Origin of the sequence: Arthrobacter sp. NQ4 (assembly GCF_029077345.1) — a bacterium.
Taxonomy (GTDB): domain Bacteria; phylum Actinomycetota; class Actinomycetes; order Actinomycetales; family Micrococcaceae; genus Arthrobacter.
Map to the genome: position 1 here is coordinate 41,932 of NZ_JARETC010000008.1, position 16,516 is coordinate 58,447.

Consider the following 16,516-nt stretch of genomic DNA (forward strand, 5'->3'; position numbering starts at 1 on the left):
CCACATAAAAAGCTAGGCTTCCGCCGGCACCCGCGTGGAGGTCTTGCGGCCCAGTTCCGCCGTGCGCTTCACCGACCACCACAGCAGCACCACCAGGAGCACGTTACGGGTGGTGAGGATGGCCGCCATGACCGGGTGGGCGTGGATCAGGGGCGTGTAGAACAGCGGATAGATCACGAACGTTGTCATGGCAATGCCCATCAGCAGGGCCGCGGGCACCTTCCAGCGCTCCCAGTCGTGGGCCAGGCCGGCGATGATCACCGGGGCCAGCCAGATGATGAACTGCGGCGAGCCCACCTTGTTGAAGACGATGAACGCGGTGACCATCATGAGGGAGCCCTCAAGGAACAGTTCCTCGCGCTCGGCGCCCCGCCGCATGGCACGCACCAGCAGGATGGCGGCGGTCACGGCGGCGAGGACCAGCAGCGGCTGCATCAGGAAAGCTGCGGTACTGGCTCCGGGGCCGTAGACCTCGGTGGAGTTGATGGCCGTGTTGTCCGCCATTTTGGAGCCGGCGATGTGGAAGACGCTCAGCCAGACCCACGGTGTGGAGAAGGTGGCCTCGAGCTGCATGCCGCGCTCGCCCTGGTTGAGCAGGAAGTCCATGATGTGCGGCAGCCCGCCGGTCAGCCAGGTCCCCAGTCCAACGACGGCGGTCACGGCGGCACCGGCGAGCACCACCTGGACCCGCTTGTGGCTGGCGATGACGATGGGTACCAGCACGGCTGCAGGCCACACCTTGATCCAGGTGGCCACGCTGAGCAGGACGCCCGCCACCACGGGCCGGTCAGCCGCGTAGAGCAGCGCGATCAGCACGATCGGTGCGGTGATGCCTTCCACCCGGGCGAAGCTCAGGTAGCCCATGAAGACGGTGAAAAACAGCCACCACCAGGCCGGCGCAACGCCCGTCACCTTCCGCGGGCCGCGGGTGAGGTAGAGCAGGCCGACGGCGTTGAGCGCCGTGATGATCAGGAACCACACCAGCAGGTAGAGGCTTGGCCCGGCGATGTTCGCCAGGAAGATGGGGATCTGCGCCAGCACGGGGTAGACCCAGGGGCTGATCTTCCCGGTCAGGTCCGCCGGGTTGTACCCGGCCATGGCCCACTGCCGGTACTGCTCGGTGTCGCTGAACGTATCGCCGTTCAGGAAGAAGGACGCCATCCAGCCCAGGAAGTACAAGTGGACGACGGCGAAGCCCCACCACACGCTGGACGGACGGGCGAACCAGTCCACCACCTTGGCTGGCAGGACTTTGCTGCGGACCGTCACCAAACGGTCAAAGAACCTTGTGGAAATCTCAGGTCTCCTTGAGCGCGGGGGCGGGTGCGGCGGTCTTCTTGCCCAGTGAGTACAGGCGCCGGACGCTCCACAGGAACAGGACCACCAGCAGGATGTTGCGGATGGTCAGCACCAGTGCCATCCACGGGTTGTTGTGGCTGAGGGCGTCGTAGAAGAGGGGGTAGATGAAGTAGGTGGCCACGGCGATGGCGATCAGCATCAGTGCCGGGACGCGCCATTCGCGCCAGCTGTGCGCCAGGCCGACGGCGACGGCGGGGCCCAGCCACACCATGAACTGGGGCGAGCCCACCTTGTTGAACACCACGAAGGCGGCGGCCAGGGCGAGGGCGCCGGCCAGAAGCAGCTCGGTCCGGTCCACGCCGCCGGCCACCTTGTGCTGCTTGCCGTTGTGGAGCGCCCAGAAGGCCAGGCCTGCCACCAGCAGGGCGGACAGGACCAGGAGCGGCTGCATCAGCACGGACATGGTGGCGGTGCCGGGGCCGTCCACCTGCATGGAGTTGATGTCCGTGTTCATGTACATCCGGGAGCCGCCCACGTTCAGGACGGAAAGCCAAAGCCACGGGGTGGTGAAGGTGGCCTCGAGCTGCATGCCGCGGTCGCCCTGTTGGGTGAGGAAGTTCAGGAGCTTGGGGACGCTGCCCAGGGCTGCTGCCAGCGCAACGACGCCCGCCGTCGTCGCGATTCCTGCCAGCACTACCAGCAGGCGGTTCTTCACGACGGCGAACAGGGCCAGCATGATGGCCGCCGGCCAGACCTTCACCCAGGTGCCGATGGCCAGCAGGACCGAGGCGATGAACGGGCGCTGGACGCCGTATGCCAGGGCCACGAGGACCAGCGGGGCGGTGAGGCCGTCAACGCGGGCGAAGCCGAGCCAGCCCATGAGGAAGGTGAAGGCCAGCCACCACCAGCCCGCGGGGATGGCGTTGGCGTTGCGGCCGCGTCCGGTGAGTTTCAGCAGCGCCCAGCCATTGAGGACGGTTGTCATGAGGACCCAGAGGAAGAAGAACGGTCCAGGGCCTGCGAGGCCCGCAATAGCCATGGGGATCAGGGCCAGGATGGGATAAACCCAGGGGCTGGGGCCGCCCCGGAGGTTGGCGTCGTTGAAGCCGGCCATGGCCCAGTCGCGGTAGATGAAGGTGTCGCTGAACGCCTCGCCGCGCAGGGAGAGCGAAGCTGCGAAGACCAGGAAGACCAAATGGACCACGATGAAGCCGCCCAGCAGTCCGCGCCCGGAGTTCAGGCCGCTCCGCACGGGCGCGGGGAGGATGACATTGCGGATCCTGGTCAGATTGCCGAAGAGAGCGTCGGTGGAAATGGCGGAATCCTTGTCAGGTCGTTGCACAGTCAGCGGTCGCGCAATAATGGCTCGGGTGGGCCGCGGGGCGGGTTTCGGAGGCAGATGGAAGCCCCGGAAAACGGCTCCCACTCCCTTTCAACTCTAATTGACAGCGCCCTGCGGCCAGTAATTGTCAGGACAAAGGGTGGCGCCCAAGGCGCTGACCTGCGTCATTTATCTAAAGTTGCTGGCACATTTTTGCTCAGGCACCATGGGTCGAGGCGCCAAAGCGCCAACCGCCTATGCAGCCAGGGGGAGCGCTGGGCGGGGTATGCCCACCCATCCCCTGAAAGACACAGGCAACATCCATGAACTTCCCCCTGACCCTCACCGTCTCCGACCGCCACAGCATGGACACCGAGCTGGACGCCGCGGTCGCAGCTGCCAAGGCCCATGCACTGATCGGCCGCCGCCACGGCATCCTGGTGACCCGCCATGGCGCCGACAAGTTCACGGTGGACCTCAGCGACGCCGTCCCCTTCGGCCTCACCCGCGAACACCAGGCCTGGTAGGCCCCTTCAGCCGGCGGCTGACACAGCCGGCCCCCTGGCACAAAGCCGGTCGTCGAACTTACCCTGCCCCTGACGGCGGCGCCTTTGGCGCCGCCGTCAGTGCCGGCGTCGCCCGCTTGCCGCGTCTAGCTGCCGGCGCTGCTGTCCCCGCCGCCGCCCACGCGGTTGCTGCGCTGCTGCAGCCGGTCGATGTGCTTTGACGCCTCCGCCTTGCTCAGATCAGCGGGAAGTTCCTCCCCCGCCTCGCGTGCAAGGGTATCGAGGTAGCTGCGCTGGGCTGCCGTCATGGGCTCGTCCCCGGTCACCCAGTCTTCCGGGTCCCTGTTGAGCCCTGCGTTAGGTTCGGGTTCCGGGCTGCCGATCGTTTCCTGGTTGCTGTCGCTCATGGGTACGAGTCTAGGCCGGGGCGCAGACATTCCACTGGAGCGTGCGCTCTGGAATGCCTCCGCTTGAATAAGTCGGGGAATCATGGAGACGTTGAGTAGGTAGACGCCGGACATCAACGCAGCCAGGAGAATGACTCGATGGATACCAAGCTCAAAGTCGCAGTGCTCGGGACGGGAATCATGGGAGCGGCCATGGCCCGGAACCTCCTGCGGGCCGGTCACGAGGTTTCCGTGTGGAACCGGGATGCGACCAAAACGGAACCCCTGGCTGCTGACGGCGCCCGGCGTGCCGCCAGTCCCGCCGACGCCGTGGAAGCGGCCGACGTGGTCCTGACCATGCTCTATGACGCCGCCGCGGTGGAAGAAGTGGTCCGGGCTGCAGCCCCGGGCTTCCGGCCAGGCACGGCCTGGATCCAGTCCACCACCGTGGGTGTGCAGGACGCGCCCGCTGTGGCCAAACTGGCCGCCGAGCTCGGACTGGACCTGGTCGAAGCGCCCGTGTCAGGCACCCGCGCGCCCGCTGAAGCCGGCCAGCTCCTGGTGCTGGCCGCCGGGCCTGACGCTGTGCGCCGGCGGGTGGCACCGGTGCTGGATGCCATTGGCGCCCGAACCATCTGGACGGGGCAGGACCCCGCTGAAGGGTCCGCCGCGCGGCTCAAACTTGTGGTGAACAGCTGGGTCATTGCCGCCTCCAACGCCGCCGGCGAGGTGGTTGCCCTTGCCCAGGCGCTCGGGGTCGATCCGCAGCAGTTCCTCAACGTAATCGACGGCGGCGGACTGGACCTTCCCTACCTACGGACCAAGATGGGGCTCATCCTGGATGAGGGACTCGAGCCTGCGTCCTTCGCCGTGGACACTGCCTGCAAGGATGCACACCTGATCGTCGATGCCGCCGCTGAGCAGGGCCTCAAGCTCGACGGCGCCGAAGCGTTCGCCGCCCGGCTGGACCGGGTGGCAGAACAGGGCCGCGCCAAGCAGGACATGGCTGCGGCGTACTACGCCAGCAGGTAGCAGCCGGGGCTCCCCGAGCAGGCTGGATAGCGCTTGCCCGTTGACGTAATGCACGTCACCTTCTATATTGGATGAATCGATTCAAGAGCTGCCGCCCAAGCCCGTCCCCCGTGGGTTTCTGCGCAGACACCGCCCCAACTGTTTCCAGGGGTTTCGGTTCCTTGCCAATGAAGACGAAGGACAAGCACATGAGCACCACCCCAACCCGCGTGGCCCCTTCCAGTCCAGCTGCTGGGGCGGGTCTGCGGGATCCCAAGAAGGCGGCAATGAGCGGCTGGATCGGAAGTGCCCTTGAGTACTACGACTTCGCGCTGTACTCGCTGGCTGCCACGCTGATCTTCCCCACCATCTTCTTTCCCGCGGAAAACCCGACCGTAGGGATCATTGCCTCCCTTGCAACCTATGCGGTGGGATACGTCTCCCGCCCGGTAGGCGCCGTCGTCCTCGGTGCTTACGGGGACCGGCACGGACGCAAGAAGGTGCTCGTCTTCGCCATGCTGCTCATGGGCTTTGCGACCTTCGCCGTCGGGCTCCTGCCCACGTACGGGCCGGTGGGCCTCCTCGCCCCCGCCCTCCTGGTTATCCTCCGCCTGATCCAGGGCTTCGCGGTGGCCGGCGAACTTGGCGGCGCCAGCGCCATGATCGTCGAACACTCGCCGGATGCCCGGCGCGGCTTTTTCGCCAGCTTCAGCCTCCAGGGCACCCAGGTGGGGTCAATCCTGGCCACCGCCGTCCTGCTGCCGCTCGCCGCCCTCCTCCCGGCTGACCAGTTCGGGTCCTGGGGCTGGCGCATCCCCTTCCTGCTCAGCGCCGTCGTCATCTTTGCCGGCTACCTCATCCGCCGCCGCGTGACCGAGCCTCCTGCCTACGCCGCGCAGCCCGGGCCCGCCGGGACCGCGCACCGCTTTCCACTCGCCGAGCTCCTGCGCACCCGGCCGGGCGCACTGCTCCGCTGCATCCTCATGACCTTCACCAACGTCATCGGCATGGCCACCCTGATCTTCGGCGTCTCCTTTGCCACCCAGAAGGGCTACGGCAACGGGTTCTCCAGCAGCGAGTTCCTGTGGGTGACGCTGGTGGCCAATATCGCGGCCGTGGCCACCATTCCGGTGTTCGGCGCGCTCTCGGACAGGATCGGCCGGCGGATGCTGATGGCGGCCGGCGGCGTCACCGGCGGCGTCCTGGTGACCGGATACCTCTGGGCGATCGAGCAGGGGAGCCTGCCACTGGTCTTCGTCTGCGTGGTGATCGTGCAGGGCATCTTCTTCCAGATGTGGAACGCCACATTCGCCACGTTCTTCCAGGAGCAGTTCCCCATGCGGATCCGGGTGACCGGCTTCGCTGTTTCGCAGAACATCGGGCTCATGATCGCGTCGTTCTTCCCGAGCATTTTCACCGCGATCGCCCCTCCCGGTTCCGCGAACATCCCGCTGACCATCGGACTGACTACGCTCGGCATCTGCCTGGTCTCGGCCGTGGCCACCCTGATGTCCTCCGACACCAGGGATACGTCCCTGGAGGACCTGGAAACGCAAAAGACCGGACGAGCCGCAGACCGCGCTTAGGTCCGCCGTTCAAGGAGGCAGAGGGAGGGGCGGCGCCTGCTGCCCCTCCCTTCTTCGTGTGCCGGCCCGCGGCGCCAGGGCGGGCGGGCTCCGCGCGGTTCTTTTGTATAGATGTATACAAGTATGATGCCGAGTGGAGGTGGCACATGTCCGAAACACCCGCCCGGAACACCGGCGCACACTTTGTCTACCAGGAACTCAAGCGCCGGATCCTGGGCCTTGAGCTGAAACCGGGGGAGCGCATCTACGAACCGGCGATGGCATCGGCGCTGCAGGTGAGCCGCACGCCGCTGCGTGAGGCCATCCGGCGCCTCATCTCGGAAAGCCTGCTGGAACAGCAGCCCACAGGCGGGGTGCTGGTGCCGGCCCTTGACGAAGCTGCCATTTCGGAGCTCTACGAGGTCCGCGCGGCAATGGAATCCCTGATGGCCCGCAGCGCCTGCCTGAAAGCGACGCCTGCTGACATCGAAGCCCTGCACGGCATCCTTGAACGCAACGCCGCCATGGCGACGTTCGCCGATGACGCCATGCAGCAGGGCATGGCGCTGCACTCAAAAATCGCCGCGATCGCCGGAAACTCCTGGGCCCGCCGCTTCCACGGCCAGATCTCGAGCCATATGGAGCGGTACCGGCACTTCACCAACAGCACCCAGGAGCGCCGGGACCAGGCCCTGGCCCAGCACCGGACCCTGGTGGATGCAGTGGCCGGCGGCGATCCGGACAAGGCTGCCGCCATCGCTTTCGAGCACGTGATGGGCGCCCGGGACGCCGCGGTGCGGGCCATCTCCGGCGCCACAACCAGCGCATGATCGGTGAACTCGGGCGGCGCACGTCCACGGCCCTGCTGGTCCATTCCGCACTCATCCAGGCCGTCACCTTCCTGGTCCGCCCCGCCGCCACCTACCGTGCGCTCGAGCTCGATGTCCCCGGCTTCGCCCTGGGCCTGCTCGCCGCCAGCTACGCCGTCTTTCCGCTGCTGCTTGCCGTGCCCACGGGTGGCCTGGTGGACCGCCTGGGTGAGCGCCGGCTCATGGCGATCGGGTCCGCCGTCGTCCTCTCCTGCTCTGCCTTCCTGCTGCTGTGGGGCTCCTCGATCGTGGCCCTGGTCATCGGAACCGCGCTGCTGGGGGCCGGGCAACTGGCGTGCGTCGTGGGGCAGCAGGCGGTGGTGGCCAACAATGCCGCTTCGTCCCGGATGGACTCCGCGTTCGGATACCTGACCTTTGCCGCGTCCCTGGGGCAGGCCCTGGGGCCGTTGGCGATTTCCCTGGTGGGCGGCGCATCCATCCGTCCCGACACCCAGGCGATCTTCCTTCTTTCGGTCGTCATGAGCCTGGTGCTGTTCGCCACCACCTTTGTTGTACCGGCCCACGTCAGCGCCGGGAAAAGGCAGGCCGTTTCCGCCGGGACGGGCAGTGCGGTATCGCTGCTGAAGTCACCCGGCGTGGCCCGGGCCCTCGCCACCAGCGCCACCGTCCTGGCCGTGGTGGACCTGACCATGGTCTACCTGCCGGCCCTCGGCGCCGACCGTGGACTCACCGCGGCAACCGTGGGCGCCATGCTGACCGTCCGCGCCGTCTTCTCCATGGTGTCGCGGCTGCTGCTGGGCCGGGTGTCCCGGAGGATCGGCCGGATGCGGCTGCTGGTGGTGAGCCTGGCCCTGTCCACCGCGGCTTTGGCGGCTGCGGCCATTCCCATGCCGGCGTGGTTGCTCTTTGGTGTTATGGCCGTGCTGGGGCTGGGCCTGGGCATCGGCCAGCCGCTGACCATGTCCTGGCTTTCGGCGCAGGCGCCGGCTGGGCAGCGGGGGCGTGCACTGGCCCTGCGGCTCGCCGGCAACCGGGTGGGACAGGTGGTCCTGCCCAGCGCCATCGGCGTCGTAGCCGCCGGGCTGGGTGCGGGCGGCGTGTTCCTGGCGTCAGCCGTCGTGGTGGGAGGGACGCTCCTGCTGCTTCGCGGGGTGCAGCTGGACTGACAGCTGCTGCCCAGCGTCACGCCGGGCAGGCTTTCAGGCAGCGCACGACGGCGGGTCCCCGGGTTCCCGGGGCTTCCCCGCCCCAGGTGGGCCGAAAGCGTGCCGTGCGTGACGCCGTCGCCCGCCTTTTTGCGGCGGTTGCGGTTGCGGCGAGGGTCAGTAGACGGAGCCCTCCAGCAGCTCGGAGAGCCGGCCGGCCGCACGGCGCAGTTCCGGAACCCCGGCTTTTAGGGTAGCCTCGCTGGCCGCTTCCACCGGGCTGGTGAGCGAGATCGATTCGGTGGGCCGGCCCGTCCGGTTGGGCACGGCCATGGCCACCGACAGGACGCCGGTGGCACGCTCATCGGCGGAGAACGCATAGTCGGTTCCGGGTTCCGGGAGCCGCGCACGCAGTTCCATCGCTGTCAGCTCCGCGTCTTCCTGGCCGGCCGCAACGGCCGTCGCCACCGCCTGCTGAAGTTCGTCATCGGACGCCGATGCGAGCAGGATCTTTCCTGCGGCGCCGAGCGTCAGGGGCAGTCGTTTGCCCAGCGGCAGGTCGTAGCGCAGCGGTGCCTCGCCGTCCACGCGCGCCACCAGGATTCGCTCGAACCCAAGCCGCGAATACAGCGACGCCGTCAGCCCGGTCTGAGATGCCACTTGCTGCAGGACGGGGCGCGCGGCGACCACCAGGGGATCGTTCTCCAGGAAGCTCCGTGCGGCGGGCAGGACGGCCGGGCCGATCCGGTAGGACTTGTCCGTCTGGCTCACCATCCCGAAATCCTGCAGCACCCGGAGGATCCTCAGCGTGGTAGGCAGGCTCATGCCGCAGTTCCGCGCCAGGTCACTGAGCCGCTGCGGCCGTTCGGCCCGCTGCAGTTCGGCGAAGACCTCCATGGCCCTCGAGAGGGAGCGCATGTTCGAGGACTTGGGGCCCTCTTCTGCCGTGCCGGCCGTGGTGGAAGTCGTCGTTGCCATTCTTTCATTCTATGTAAGTTTCTTGCGCTTGACAGTATCTGTGTCTCCTGTCACTATTTCTCAGTACGCAATATAGTTTCATTCTATGAAACGCAATGACGCGCTGTGAAAAGGAAACCCATGACAACGGAGTCAGTCACGACAAAAGCAGGGAGCACCGTCCGGATCGCGCCCGGTGTGCTGGCGGGGATCAGTGCCTTCGCCGCCGTCGGCGGCTTTGTCCTGGTCAGCTCGCTCAGCCTGGGGCTCTGGACATCCCTGGGCCCCGGCGCCGGAATGTTCCCCTTCGCGATGGGCGCCCTCCTGGTGGCCATGTCGGCCGTCTGGCTCCTGCAGGAACTCCGCCGGCCCAGCGCCAGGGGCGAGGGTGTGGACAAGGGTGTGGTCATCTCCGTCGTGGCCAGCCTGGTCATCCTGGCGTCCGTGATGGACCTGCTGGGCTTCCAGCTGAGCATGTTCGCGTTCCTGCTCTACCACCTGAAAATCCGGGGACGCCGGGCCTGGGTGCCCTCACTGATCATCGCCCTGGCGGGAAGCGTCGGCGCTTTCTACGCCTTCAACTACGGCCTGAACGTGGCCCTTCCCGTATCGGCATTTACTCCGCTGAACCTGATCGGACTCTAGGCATGGAAACCCTCAACGAACTGCTCGGCGGCTTTGCCACCGCCATGACCTGGCAAAACCTGCTGTTTGCCTTCCTCGGCTGCCTGCTCGGCACCATCATCGGCGTCCTGCCCGGCGTCGGACCCGTCGCGGGCGTGGCCCTGCTGATCCCGCTGACGCTCAACCTCGACCCAGCCGGGTCCATCATCATGCTGTGTGCCATCTTCTACGGCACCCAGTACGGCGGAACCATCACCAGCGTCCTGCTGAACACTCCCGGCGAAGCCTCCTCGGCCATCACCACCATCGACGGCTATGCCATGACAAAAATGGGGAGGGCTGGTGCGGCGCTGACGCTGGCCGCCGTCGGCTCCTTCATCGGCGGTACGATCGCCACCGTTGGCCTGGTCGCCGCCGCGAAACCGCTCGGCGAGATGGGCCTGCTGGTGGGGCCGCCCGAGTTCTTCGCGCTCATGGTGGTGGGCATCTCGCTGCTGGTCGCCCTGGCGGGAAAGTCCATGGTCAAGGCCCTGATCTCCGGCGCCCTGGGCCTGCTGATCTCCATGGTGGGCATCGATCCCGTGGCCGGAGCGCCGCGCTTTACCTTTGGCATCGACAACCTGATGGACGGGGTCAGCTTCGTTGCCGTCATCGTCGGCGTCTTCGGGCTCTCCGAAATCCTCTCCTTCCGCCGGAACGAGCCCACCCCGGTGGTGCATGCGCCAGGTTTCCGGCAGCTGTTCCCATCCAGGACGGAATGGCGCCGCAGTGCACCCGCCATGGCCCGCGGGACTGGCGTCGGTTTCGGGCTGGGCCTCATTCCCGGCATGACCGGCTCCGTGTCCTCGCTCCTTTCCTACGCCACGGAAAAGAGGTTCTCGCGGTTCCGCCACCAACTCGGCAAGGGCGCCGTTGAAGGCGTGGCCGGTCCGGAGACCGCCAACAATGCCCACGCCAACGCTGCCCTCATCCCGCTGTTCACCCTGGGAATCCCCGCATCACCCACCATCGCCGTGCTGATGGGCGCGTTCCTGCAGCAGGGCCTCACCCCGGGACCCAGCCTGTTCACCGAACACTCGGAGATCGCCTGGGCCATCATCGCCAGCCTCTTCATCGGAAACGTCCTCCTGCTGCTGCTGAACGTCCCGCTGGTGGGGCTGTGGACCTCCATCCTCCGCGTGCCCACCCCGATCCTGACCGCAGTGATCCTCGTGTTCATGGTCATCGGGGCCTACACCATCAACTTCAGCGTCTTCGATGTCTACGTCATGATCGGCTTCGGCCTCCTGGGCCTGGCACTGCGGAACCTCGACATCCCGCTGGCCCCGATGGTGCTCACCCTGGTGCTGGGCCCGCTGATGGAACGCTCCCTGCGCGAATCGCTGGAAATCTCCCAGGGCGACTTCACCGTCTTCACCAGCCGTCCCATCTCCGCCGTGCTGATCGGCCTTGGCCTGCTCATCATCTGCAGCCCCCTGCTCAAACTCCGCAAACCCAGGGCCCTCATGGAGGACCCGGAAGCCTGACTCCCCGCCACAACCCGCATTTCCCGCACCGCTTCAAAGGAGAAGAACCATGTCACGCAACAAGATCATTGCAGCAGTCGCAGCGGCGTCCCTGCTCGCCCTCACCGGCTGCGGCGCCAACGCCGGAGCCAGCAACTCCGCCGCAGCCGCAGGCGACTTCCCCAAAAAGGGCAAGTCAATCGACCTGATTGTCGCCTTCTCGTCGGGCGGCGCCGTGGACACCGCCGCCAGGCTCATCCAGCCGGTCCTCGAAAAGGAACTCGGCACCAACGTTGAGGTCATCAACAAGCCCGGTGCCGGCGGCCAGATCGGCTACACCGCCCTGACCAGTGCCAAGCCGGACGGCTACACCATCGGCGCCACCGGATCCCCCTCGGTGGTGGTCTCACCCCTGGACCCGGCGCGCGGAGCGAAGTACACCAGGGACAGCTTCCAGCCGCTGGGCCGGCAGGTCATCGACCCCACCGTTATCGCCGTCCAGCCGGACAGCCCGTACCAGACCCTGAAAGAGCTGCTGGAAGCGGTCAAGGCCAAGCCGAAGTCACTCACCGCCAGCACCACCGGGATCCAGACCGGCGAACACTTCGCCCTGGCCCAGATCCAGGAAAGCACCGGCTCGGAGTTCGCGCCGGTCCACTTCTCCGAGGGGGCCTCGCAGGCCACCACCGCATTCCTGGGCAAGCACGTGGACGTCCTGGTGGCCAACGTCAGCGACGTAAACGACCTCAGCAAGCAGGGCAAGGCACGGGTCCTGGGCGTCATGTCCGGGGACCGCGCACCCTCGCTGCCGGACATCCCCACGTTCAAGGAATCCGGCTACGACCTGACCGCCGGCACCGCCCGCGGCTACTCCGCGCCCGCAGGGCTCCCTGCTGACGTTGCCAAGAAGCTCGAAGCCGCCATCGAGAAGGCCATCGAGGACCCCGCCGTGGTGCAGAAGATGAAGGACCTGGGCCTGCAGACCAGCTACCTCAACGGCACCGACTACCAGAAGTTCTGGGCAGGCCAGGAAGACGACTTCAAGAAGGTCCTTCCGATGGTCCAGAAAAAAGACTGACGTCTCAATCCCCTAAGGAACCGACCATGACAACTCCAGCCATTGACACCAGCGCCGACTTTGCCCGCCCCGACCAGGGAACCGTGGACCGGCTCGCCAAGCTGCCCGCCGCCAATATCGGTGACGCCATGGACCGGCTCGGCGTCGCGGACTCCGCCATCCAGGCCGTGTGGCCCGGTGCGAAGCTCGCCGGACCGGCGTTCACCGTGTGGACCCGTCCCGGCGACAACAAGGGAATCCATGCCGCCCTGCAGCTGGCCCGTCCGGGAGACGTCATTGTGGTCGCCGGCGGCGCCGATGAATCCCGCGCCCTCCTGGGTGAACTGATCGGGGAGCGCGCCATCAACCTCGGCGTCGCGGGCTTCGCGCTGGACGGAGCAGCGCGCGACGCCGAGGCGCTGGGTGAGATCGGCATGCCCGTCTTCGCCCGGGCTACTTCGCCCGCCGGCCCCTACAAGGACGGCCCGTTCAGGCTGGGAACCGCCGTAGCCTTCGGCGGCGTCCCCGTCCTGCCCGGCGATGTCATTGTCGGTGACTCCGACGGCGTGGTGGTTGTCCCCCGGGAGCAGGCCGCCGCCGTCGCCGAAGCCGCCGAAGCGGTGTTCGCGGACGAAACCGGCCGCCGCCAGGCCATCGTCGCCGCCCGCAACTGAACCGCACCCCCACCAGAACGTCACCAGAAGGAACAGAGCAAAACCATGACAGCTTGCACCGTCATTGGCCTCGGCGAAGCCGGAGCCACCTATGCCGCAGCGCTCGCAGCTGCGGGCCACCAGGTCACCGGGTTCGACCCCGTGGCCCCCACCACCCCGGAAGGCGTCACTCGGATGGCCACGGCGGCCGAAGCGTGTGCCGGGGCAGACATCGTCCTGGTGATGACCGGTGCGGCAGCTGCCCGTAAGGTGGCGCAGGAATGCCTGCCGGTCCTGGGTGACGGCAGCGTCTACGCCGACTTCACATCCTCCTCCCCGGGCGTCATGCAGGAACTCGGACAGCTGCCCAGCAAGGCCGGCTTTGCCGACGTCGCCATCCTTGGCCCCGTCTCCGCGCTGGGGGAAAAGACGCCGCTGATGGTGAGCGGCCCCGGCGCCCAGGCTGTTGCCGGCCTGCTGCGTCCCCTCGGCGTGCAGGTGGAAATCGCCGACGGCGAGCCTGGGGCTGCGATGGCCCACAAACTGCTGCGCAGCGTTCTCATGAAGGGCCTGGCGTCCGTGGTGGTGGAAGCGGTCACGGCCGGCAAGGCAGCCGGCCTGGAGGACTGGATCCGCGGCCAGATCGCGAACCAACTGGCAGGGGACGGCCAGGCTGTCATCGACAGGTTCCTCACCGGAAGCGCCAAGCACGCCGTCCGCCGCTCCAAGGAAATGCAGGACACCGCCAGCTACCTCTCGGACCTCGGTGTCCCGGCCGAGATGACCACCGCCTCCGCCGCAGCCCTCGCCCGGATGGCCCAGAACGCGGAACCGGCCTTGCGCTGACCGCGCAGCAGGGCACAATCAGGAACGGGAAATACGTGATTTCAACAGCAACAAGCATTCCGTTATTAGGAGCAGCAGCATGATCGGCATCTGGGCACTGGGCGCCTACCTTGCCGTGATCCTGCTTTGGACGACTGCAATCAAGCGCAGCGTGGGGGAGGCCATGATCCTGGGCTTCCTGGTGGTCCTGCCGTTTACCGGGGCCGCCGCGGCACAGGTGGGTTGGTCAGCGTTCTACTCGGCAGCGACCGACGAGATTGTCTACGCCACCATGGCGTTCGTCTTCATGGGCTACCTGCTGGATAAGGGCGGCGTCCTGGACCGGTTGATCGACCTGCTGAACTCGCTGATCGGCGGGGTGAAGGGCGGTCCGGCGTGGGTCTCCACCGTGGCCTCGGCAGGCCTGGGCGGAGTGGTCCACAACCAGGCAGCCATCGCCGCAACGGTGGGCTCGGTGACCATTCCCTGGATGGAAAAATCCAAGCTGGACAAGCCTGCTGCCGCAACCCTCGTGGCCGGGAACGCCGGGATGGGCATCACCTTCCCGTTCAGCGCCTCCATGTTCGTCCTCGTAGGCTCCGCTACGGTGGGGCCCCTGCTGGATATCAACGCCCTGGTCCTTCCCCTGCTGTTCGGCGGCCTGTGGTGCTTCCTGCACCGGCTCATCGTCACCTGGATGCTCATCAGGAAAAGCGGAATGGCACCGCTCGATGCCGCCCACCGCCTGCCTGTACGGGCTGCGTTCGGCCAGGGGTGGGCCACGCTCCTGCTGTTCGTCGTCGTCGCCGTCCCGTTGGTGATCACCTCAGGGTTCCTCACCTCGGCGCTCTCCGACTGGACCGGTGGGGATGTCAGCAAGTCCGTCAGCGTGATCGTGTGGATCCCGGTGGTCCTCCTCATTACGGGTGCCCTGCTGGGCCGGAAGAAACTGCCCCGCACCGGCCGCGACTGGGGAAACCTGCTGCACGGTTCGGCCCCGCGGTTCGGCATCGTGGGCGTTACGGTGCTCTTCGCCTTCGCCGGAGCCAATGCCCTCGCCGCCACGGGCCTTCCCAAGCAAATGACCGCCCTGCTGAACGGGATGAACCTTCCCCTCTGGCTGCTCGCCATCCTGATCGGGCTGATTGTCATCGCGGTCGCGGCCCCGCTGTCCGCTACAGCCACCATGGCCGCCGTCGGAACGGTCGGTGTCGCAGCCCTCGTTGCGGCCGGTGTTCCGGCCACCACCGCTGCCGTGGCTGTCCTGGTGTTCTCCTCCTGCGAGGCGGCGGTCCCGCCCGGGGGCGCGCCGCTCTATGTTGCCTGCGGCATCGCGGACGTCAACCCCCTCAAGACCTTCGCCCGCCTGCTCACCCACTATGCGCTGCCCCTGCTGGTCATCGGCGTGCTGATCATCCTCGGCGTCCTGCCGATCTAAGGAACCACCATGAACACACCGCGCAGGATCACCGGAACCGTCTTCACCCTCACCCTCGCAGTCCTCCTCATCGGCGGCGTCCTGTTCGTTGCCGGGCAGGCCGCGGGCCTCGTGGCCGGGCAAAACGGCTGGCTCCAGTTCTTCAACAACGTCATCAAACCGCCCCTCTGCATAGCCGCATCGGTGTGCGCGGTGGCCGGCTTCCTGCTCAGCTACGGGCGGCCCGGGAAAGAGGCCGGGCAGAAACAGGAAGCCACCACCCGATGACTGCCCACGGAACGTTTCCCACTTACGCGGAACTCCTGGCGAGGGAGGGCGACCTGGCGGGAACATCCTGGGGCCTCTTTCCGGAGCCCGACAGGGGTACACCGTCCTTCATCACCCCCGCGGCCGTCCTGGAAGCCAGGAACAGCATCCGCACCGGTACCGTGTTCGGCCTGGACTATCCCGCCGACGCCTTTGATCCGGGGATGTCGCTCAAGCGCGGAGCACCCCGGCACACCATCTACTCCTCCCATCCCGCCCACCGCGATGACTACCTTGACGGCTATTACCTCCAGGGGTCGACGCAGATTGACGGGCTCCGGCACCGCCGGGCCGATGACGTGGGGTTCTACAACGGCGTCCCGGACCACCGGGTCACTGAAGGCACCCCGGACCTGGGGGTCCAGGAATGGGCCGAGCACCCCATCGCCGGCCGGGGCGTGCTGGTGGACCTCGAGGGCTTCCGGAACGGCATGGGCCAGCCCATCGACCACGCAGCCGGGGAACCGCTGGGCTTCGACCTGATCCACGCGGCCATGGAGTCCCAGTCCCTGGCCACCTGTCCCGGCGACATTCTGATGCTCCACACCGGGTGGTGCGAATGGTTCCTCGCCCTGGACCCGGAGGCGAAACAGCGGCTCCGTGAAAGCCGGAAGGCAACAGGCGTGGCGCAGTCGCAGGAGTTCGTGGCCTGGGCGTGGGACAGCCGGTTTGCCGTGATCGCCGCCGACAACTTTGCCTTCGAGTGCCTCCCCGCGGTCCCGGGAAGCCCCTACCGGGAGTCCGCGGTCAACGACCACGGCATGATGCACCAGCAGCTCCTGGCCAAGCTCGGCATGCCCCTGGGCGAGCTGTGGCGGCTCGGCCCGCTGGCTCGGCACATGCGCAGCTCGGGCAGGTGGGACGCGTTCATCAGCATCAAGCCGCTGAACATTACCGGCGGCACCGGATCCCCGGCCAACGCCACCGCCATCATGTGAGCTGAAGGCGGGATAGCGTCACGCCGGGCAGGCTTTCAGGCAGCGCACGACGGCGGGATCCCGGGTTTCCGGGGCTTCCCCGCCCCGGGTGGGCCGAAAGCGTGCCGTGCGTGACGCCGTCGTCCGTCTTACGTCCTGCCGGGGCGTCCT

The 16,516-nt window shown here is 67.2% G+C and carries 17 protein-coding genes; 13 read left to right on the top strand and 4 right to left on the bottom strand.

Annotation, left to right across the window (positions count from 1 at the left end; genetic code table 11):
• Positions 1–12: 12 nt before the first annotated feature.
• Positions 13–1,269 (bottom strand): glycosyltransferase 87 family protein, encoded by a 1,257-nt coding sequence (locus tag PUN51_RS14110; protein WP_159634849.1) that lies wholly within the window; start codon positions 1,267–1,269, stop codon positions 13–15.
• A 28-nt stretch (positions 1,270–1,297) separates the two neighbouring features.
• Positions 1,298–2,587, bottom strand: coding sequence for a glycosyltransferase family 87 protein (locus PUN51_RS14115; protein WP_275181465.1), 1,290 nt, complete (start codon positions 2,585–2,587; stop codon positions 1,298–1,300).
• A gap of 356 nt (positions 2,588–2,943) precedes the next feature.
• On the opposite strand from PUN51_RS14115, the gene PUN51_RS14120 reads away from it, so the two are divergent.
• Complete coding sequence (locus tag PUN51_RS14120; protein WP_159634846.1) at positions 2,944–3,147, top strand: hypothetical protein; 204 nt, start codon at positions 2,944–2,946, stop codon at positions 3,145–3,147.
• Positions 3,148–3,272: 125 nt separating this feature from the next.
• Here PUN51_RS14120 and PUN51_RS14125 read toward each other — a convergent pair whose 3' ends face one another.
• Entirely contained in the window at positions 3,273–3,533 is a 261-nt protein-coding gene (locus PUN51_RS14125) for a DUF3072 domain-containing protein (protein ID WP_159634843.1), read from the bottom strand.
• Between the two features lie 138 nt (positions 3,534–3,671).
• Between PUN51_RS14125 and PUN51_RS14130 the strand changes: the two genes are divergently transcribed.
• The 4 genes from PUN51_RS14130 to PUN51_RS14145 all read left to right on the top strand — a co-directional run bounded on the left by PUN51_RS14130 (position 3,672) and on the right by PUN51_RS14145 (position 8,084).
• Positions 3,672–4,544 carry an NAD(P)-dependent oxidoreductase gene (locus PUN51_RS14130; RefSeq protein ID WP_275181368.1) on the top strand — a complete coding sequence of 291 codons (873 nt, stop codon included), beginning with the start codon at positions 3,672–3,674 and terminating at the stop codon, positions 4,542–4,544.
• Positions 4,545–4,732: 188 nt separating this feature from the next.
• Complete coding sequence (locus PUN51_RS14135; protein WP_275181369.1) at positions 4,733–6,109, top strand: MFS transporter; 1,377 nt, start codon at positions 4,733–4,735, stop codon at positions 6,107–6,109.
• Between the two features lie 146 nt (positions 6,110–6,255).
• Positions 6,256–6,918: a GntR family transcriptional regulator gene (locus PUN51_RS14140; RefSeq protein ID WP_275181370.1), complete on the top strand. Its 663-nt coding sequence runs from the start codon at positions 6,256–6,258 to the stop codon at positions 6,916–6,918.
• Positions 6,915–8,084: an MFS transporter gene (locus PUN51_RS14145; RefSeq protein WP_275181371.1), complete on the top strand. Its 1,170-nt coding sequence runs from the start codon at positions 6,915–6,917 to the stop codon at positions 8,082–8,084. Before PUN51_RS14140 ends, PUN51_RS14145 begins: the two co-directional genes overlap by 4 nt.
• Before the next feature lie 156 nt (positions 8,085–8,240).
• Here the strand turns inward: PUN51_RS14145 and PUN51_RS14150 are convergent, their stop codons facing one another.
• The gene (locus PUN51_RS14150; protein ID WP_224024063.1) at positions 8,241–9,041 is read right to left on the bottom strand and encodes an IclR family transcriptional regulator; all 801 of its coding nucleotides are present in this window, start codon (positions 9,039–9,041) and stop codon (positions 8,241–8,243) included.
• 120 nt (positions 9,042–9,161) lie between these two features.
• On the opposite strand from PUN51_RS14150, the gene PUN51_RS14155 reads away from it, so the two are divergent.
• The 8 genes from PUN51_RS14155 (at position 9,162) to PUN51_RS14190 (ending at position 16,366) form a co-directional block, all read left to right on the top strand.
• Positions 9,162–9,665 carry a tripartite tricarboxylate transporter TctB family protein gene (locus PUN51_RS14155; RefSeq protein WP_275181372.1) on the top strand — a complete coding sequence of 168 codons (504 nt, stop codon included), beginning with the start codon at positions 9,162–9,164 and terminating at the stop codon, positions 9,663–9,665.
• A gap of 2 nt (positions 9,666–9,667) precedes the next feature.
• Positions 9,668–11,170, top strand: a complete 1,503-nt coding sequence (locus PUN51_RS14160; protein ID WP_275181373.1) for a tripartite tricarboxylate transporter permease — start codon at positions 9,668–9,670, stop codon at positions 11,168–11,170.
• A gap of 49 nt (positions 11,171–11,219) precedes the next feature.
• Positions 11,220–12,227: a tripartite tricarboxylate transporter substrate binding protein gene (locus PUN51_RS14165; protein WP_275181374.1), complete on the top strand. Its 1,008-nt coding sequence runs from the start codon at positions 11,220–11,222 to the stop codon at positions 12,225–12,227.
• Between the two features lie 26 nt (positions 12,228–12,253).
• Positions 12,254–12,880 carry a methyltransferase gene (locus PUN51_RS14170; RefSeq protein ID WP_275181375.1) on the top strand — a complete coding sequence of 209 codons (627 nt, stop codon included), beginning with the start codon at positions 12,254–12,256 and terminating at the stop codon, positions 12,878–12,880.
• A 45-nt stretch (positions 12,881–12,925) separates the two neighbouring features.
• Positions 12,926–13,705 carry an NAD(P)-dependent oxidoreductase gene (locus tag PUN51_RS14175; RefSeq protein WP_159634813.1) on the top strand — a complete coding sequence of 260 codons (780 nt, stop codon included), beginning with the start codon at positions 12,926–12,928 and terminating at the stop codon, positions 13,703–13,705.
• A 79-nt stretch (positions 13,706–13,784) separates the two neighbouring features.
• Entirely contained in the window at positions 13,785–15,122 is a 1,338-nt protein-coding gene (locus tag PUN51_RS14180) for a TRAP transporter large permease subunit (protein WP_224024075.1), read from the top strand.
• 9 nt (positions 15,123–15,131) lie between these two features.
• The gene (locus tag PUN51_RS14185) at positions 15,132–15,389 is read left to right on the top strand and encodes a hypothetical protein (RefSeq protein WP_224024077.1); all 258 of its coding nucleotides are present in this window, start codon (positions 15,132–15,134) and stop codon (positions 15,387–15,389) included.
• Positions 15,386–16,366 carry a cyclase family protein gene (locus tag PUN51_RS14190; protein WP_224024079.1) on the top strand — a complete coding sequence of 327 codons (981 nt, stop codon included), beginning with the start codon at positions 15,386–15,388 and terminating at the stop codon, positions 16,364–16,366. The genes PUN51_RS14185 and PUN51_RS14190 overlap by 4 nt, the downstream gene beginning before the upstream one ends.
• Positions 16,367–16,516: the final 150 nt, after the last annotated feature.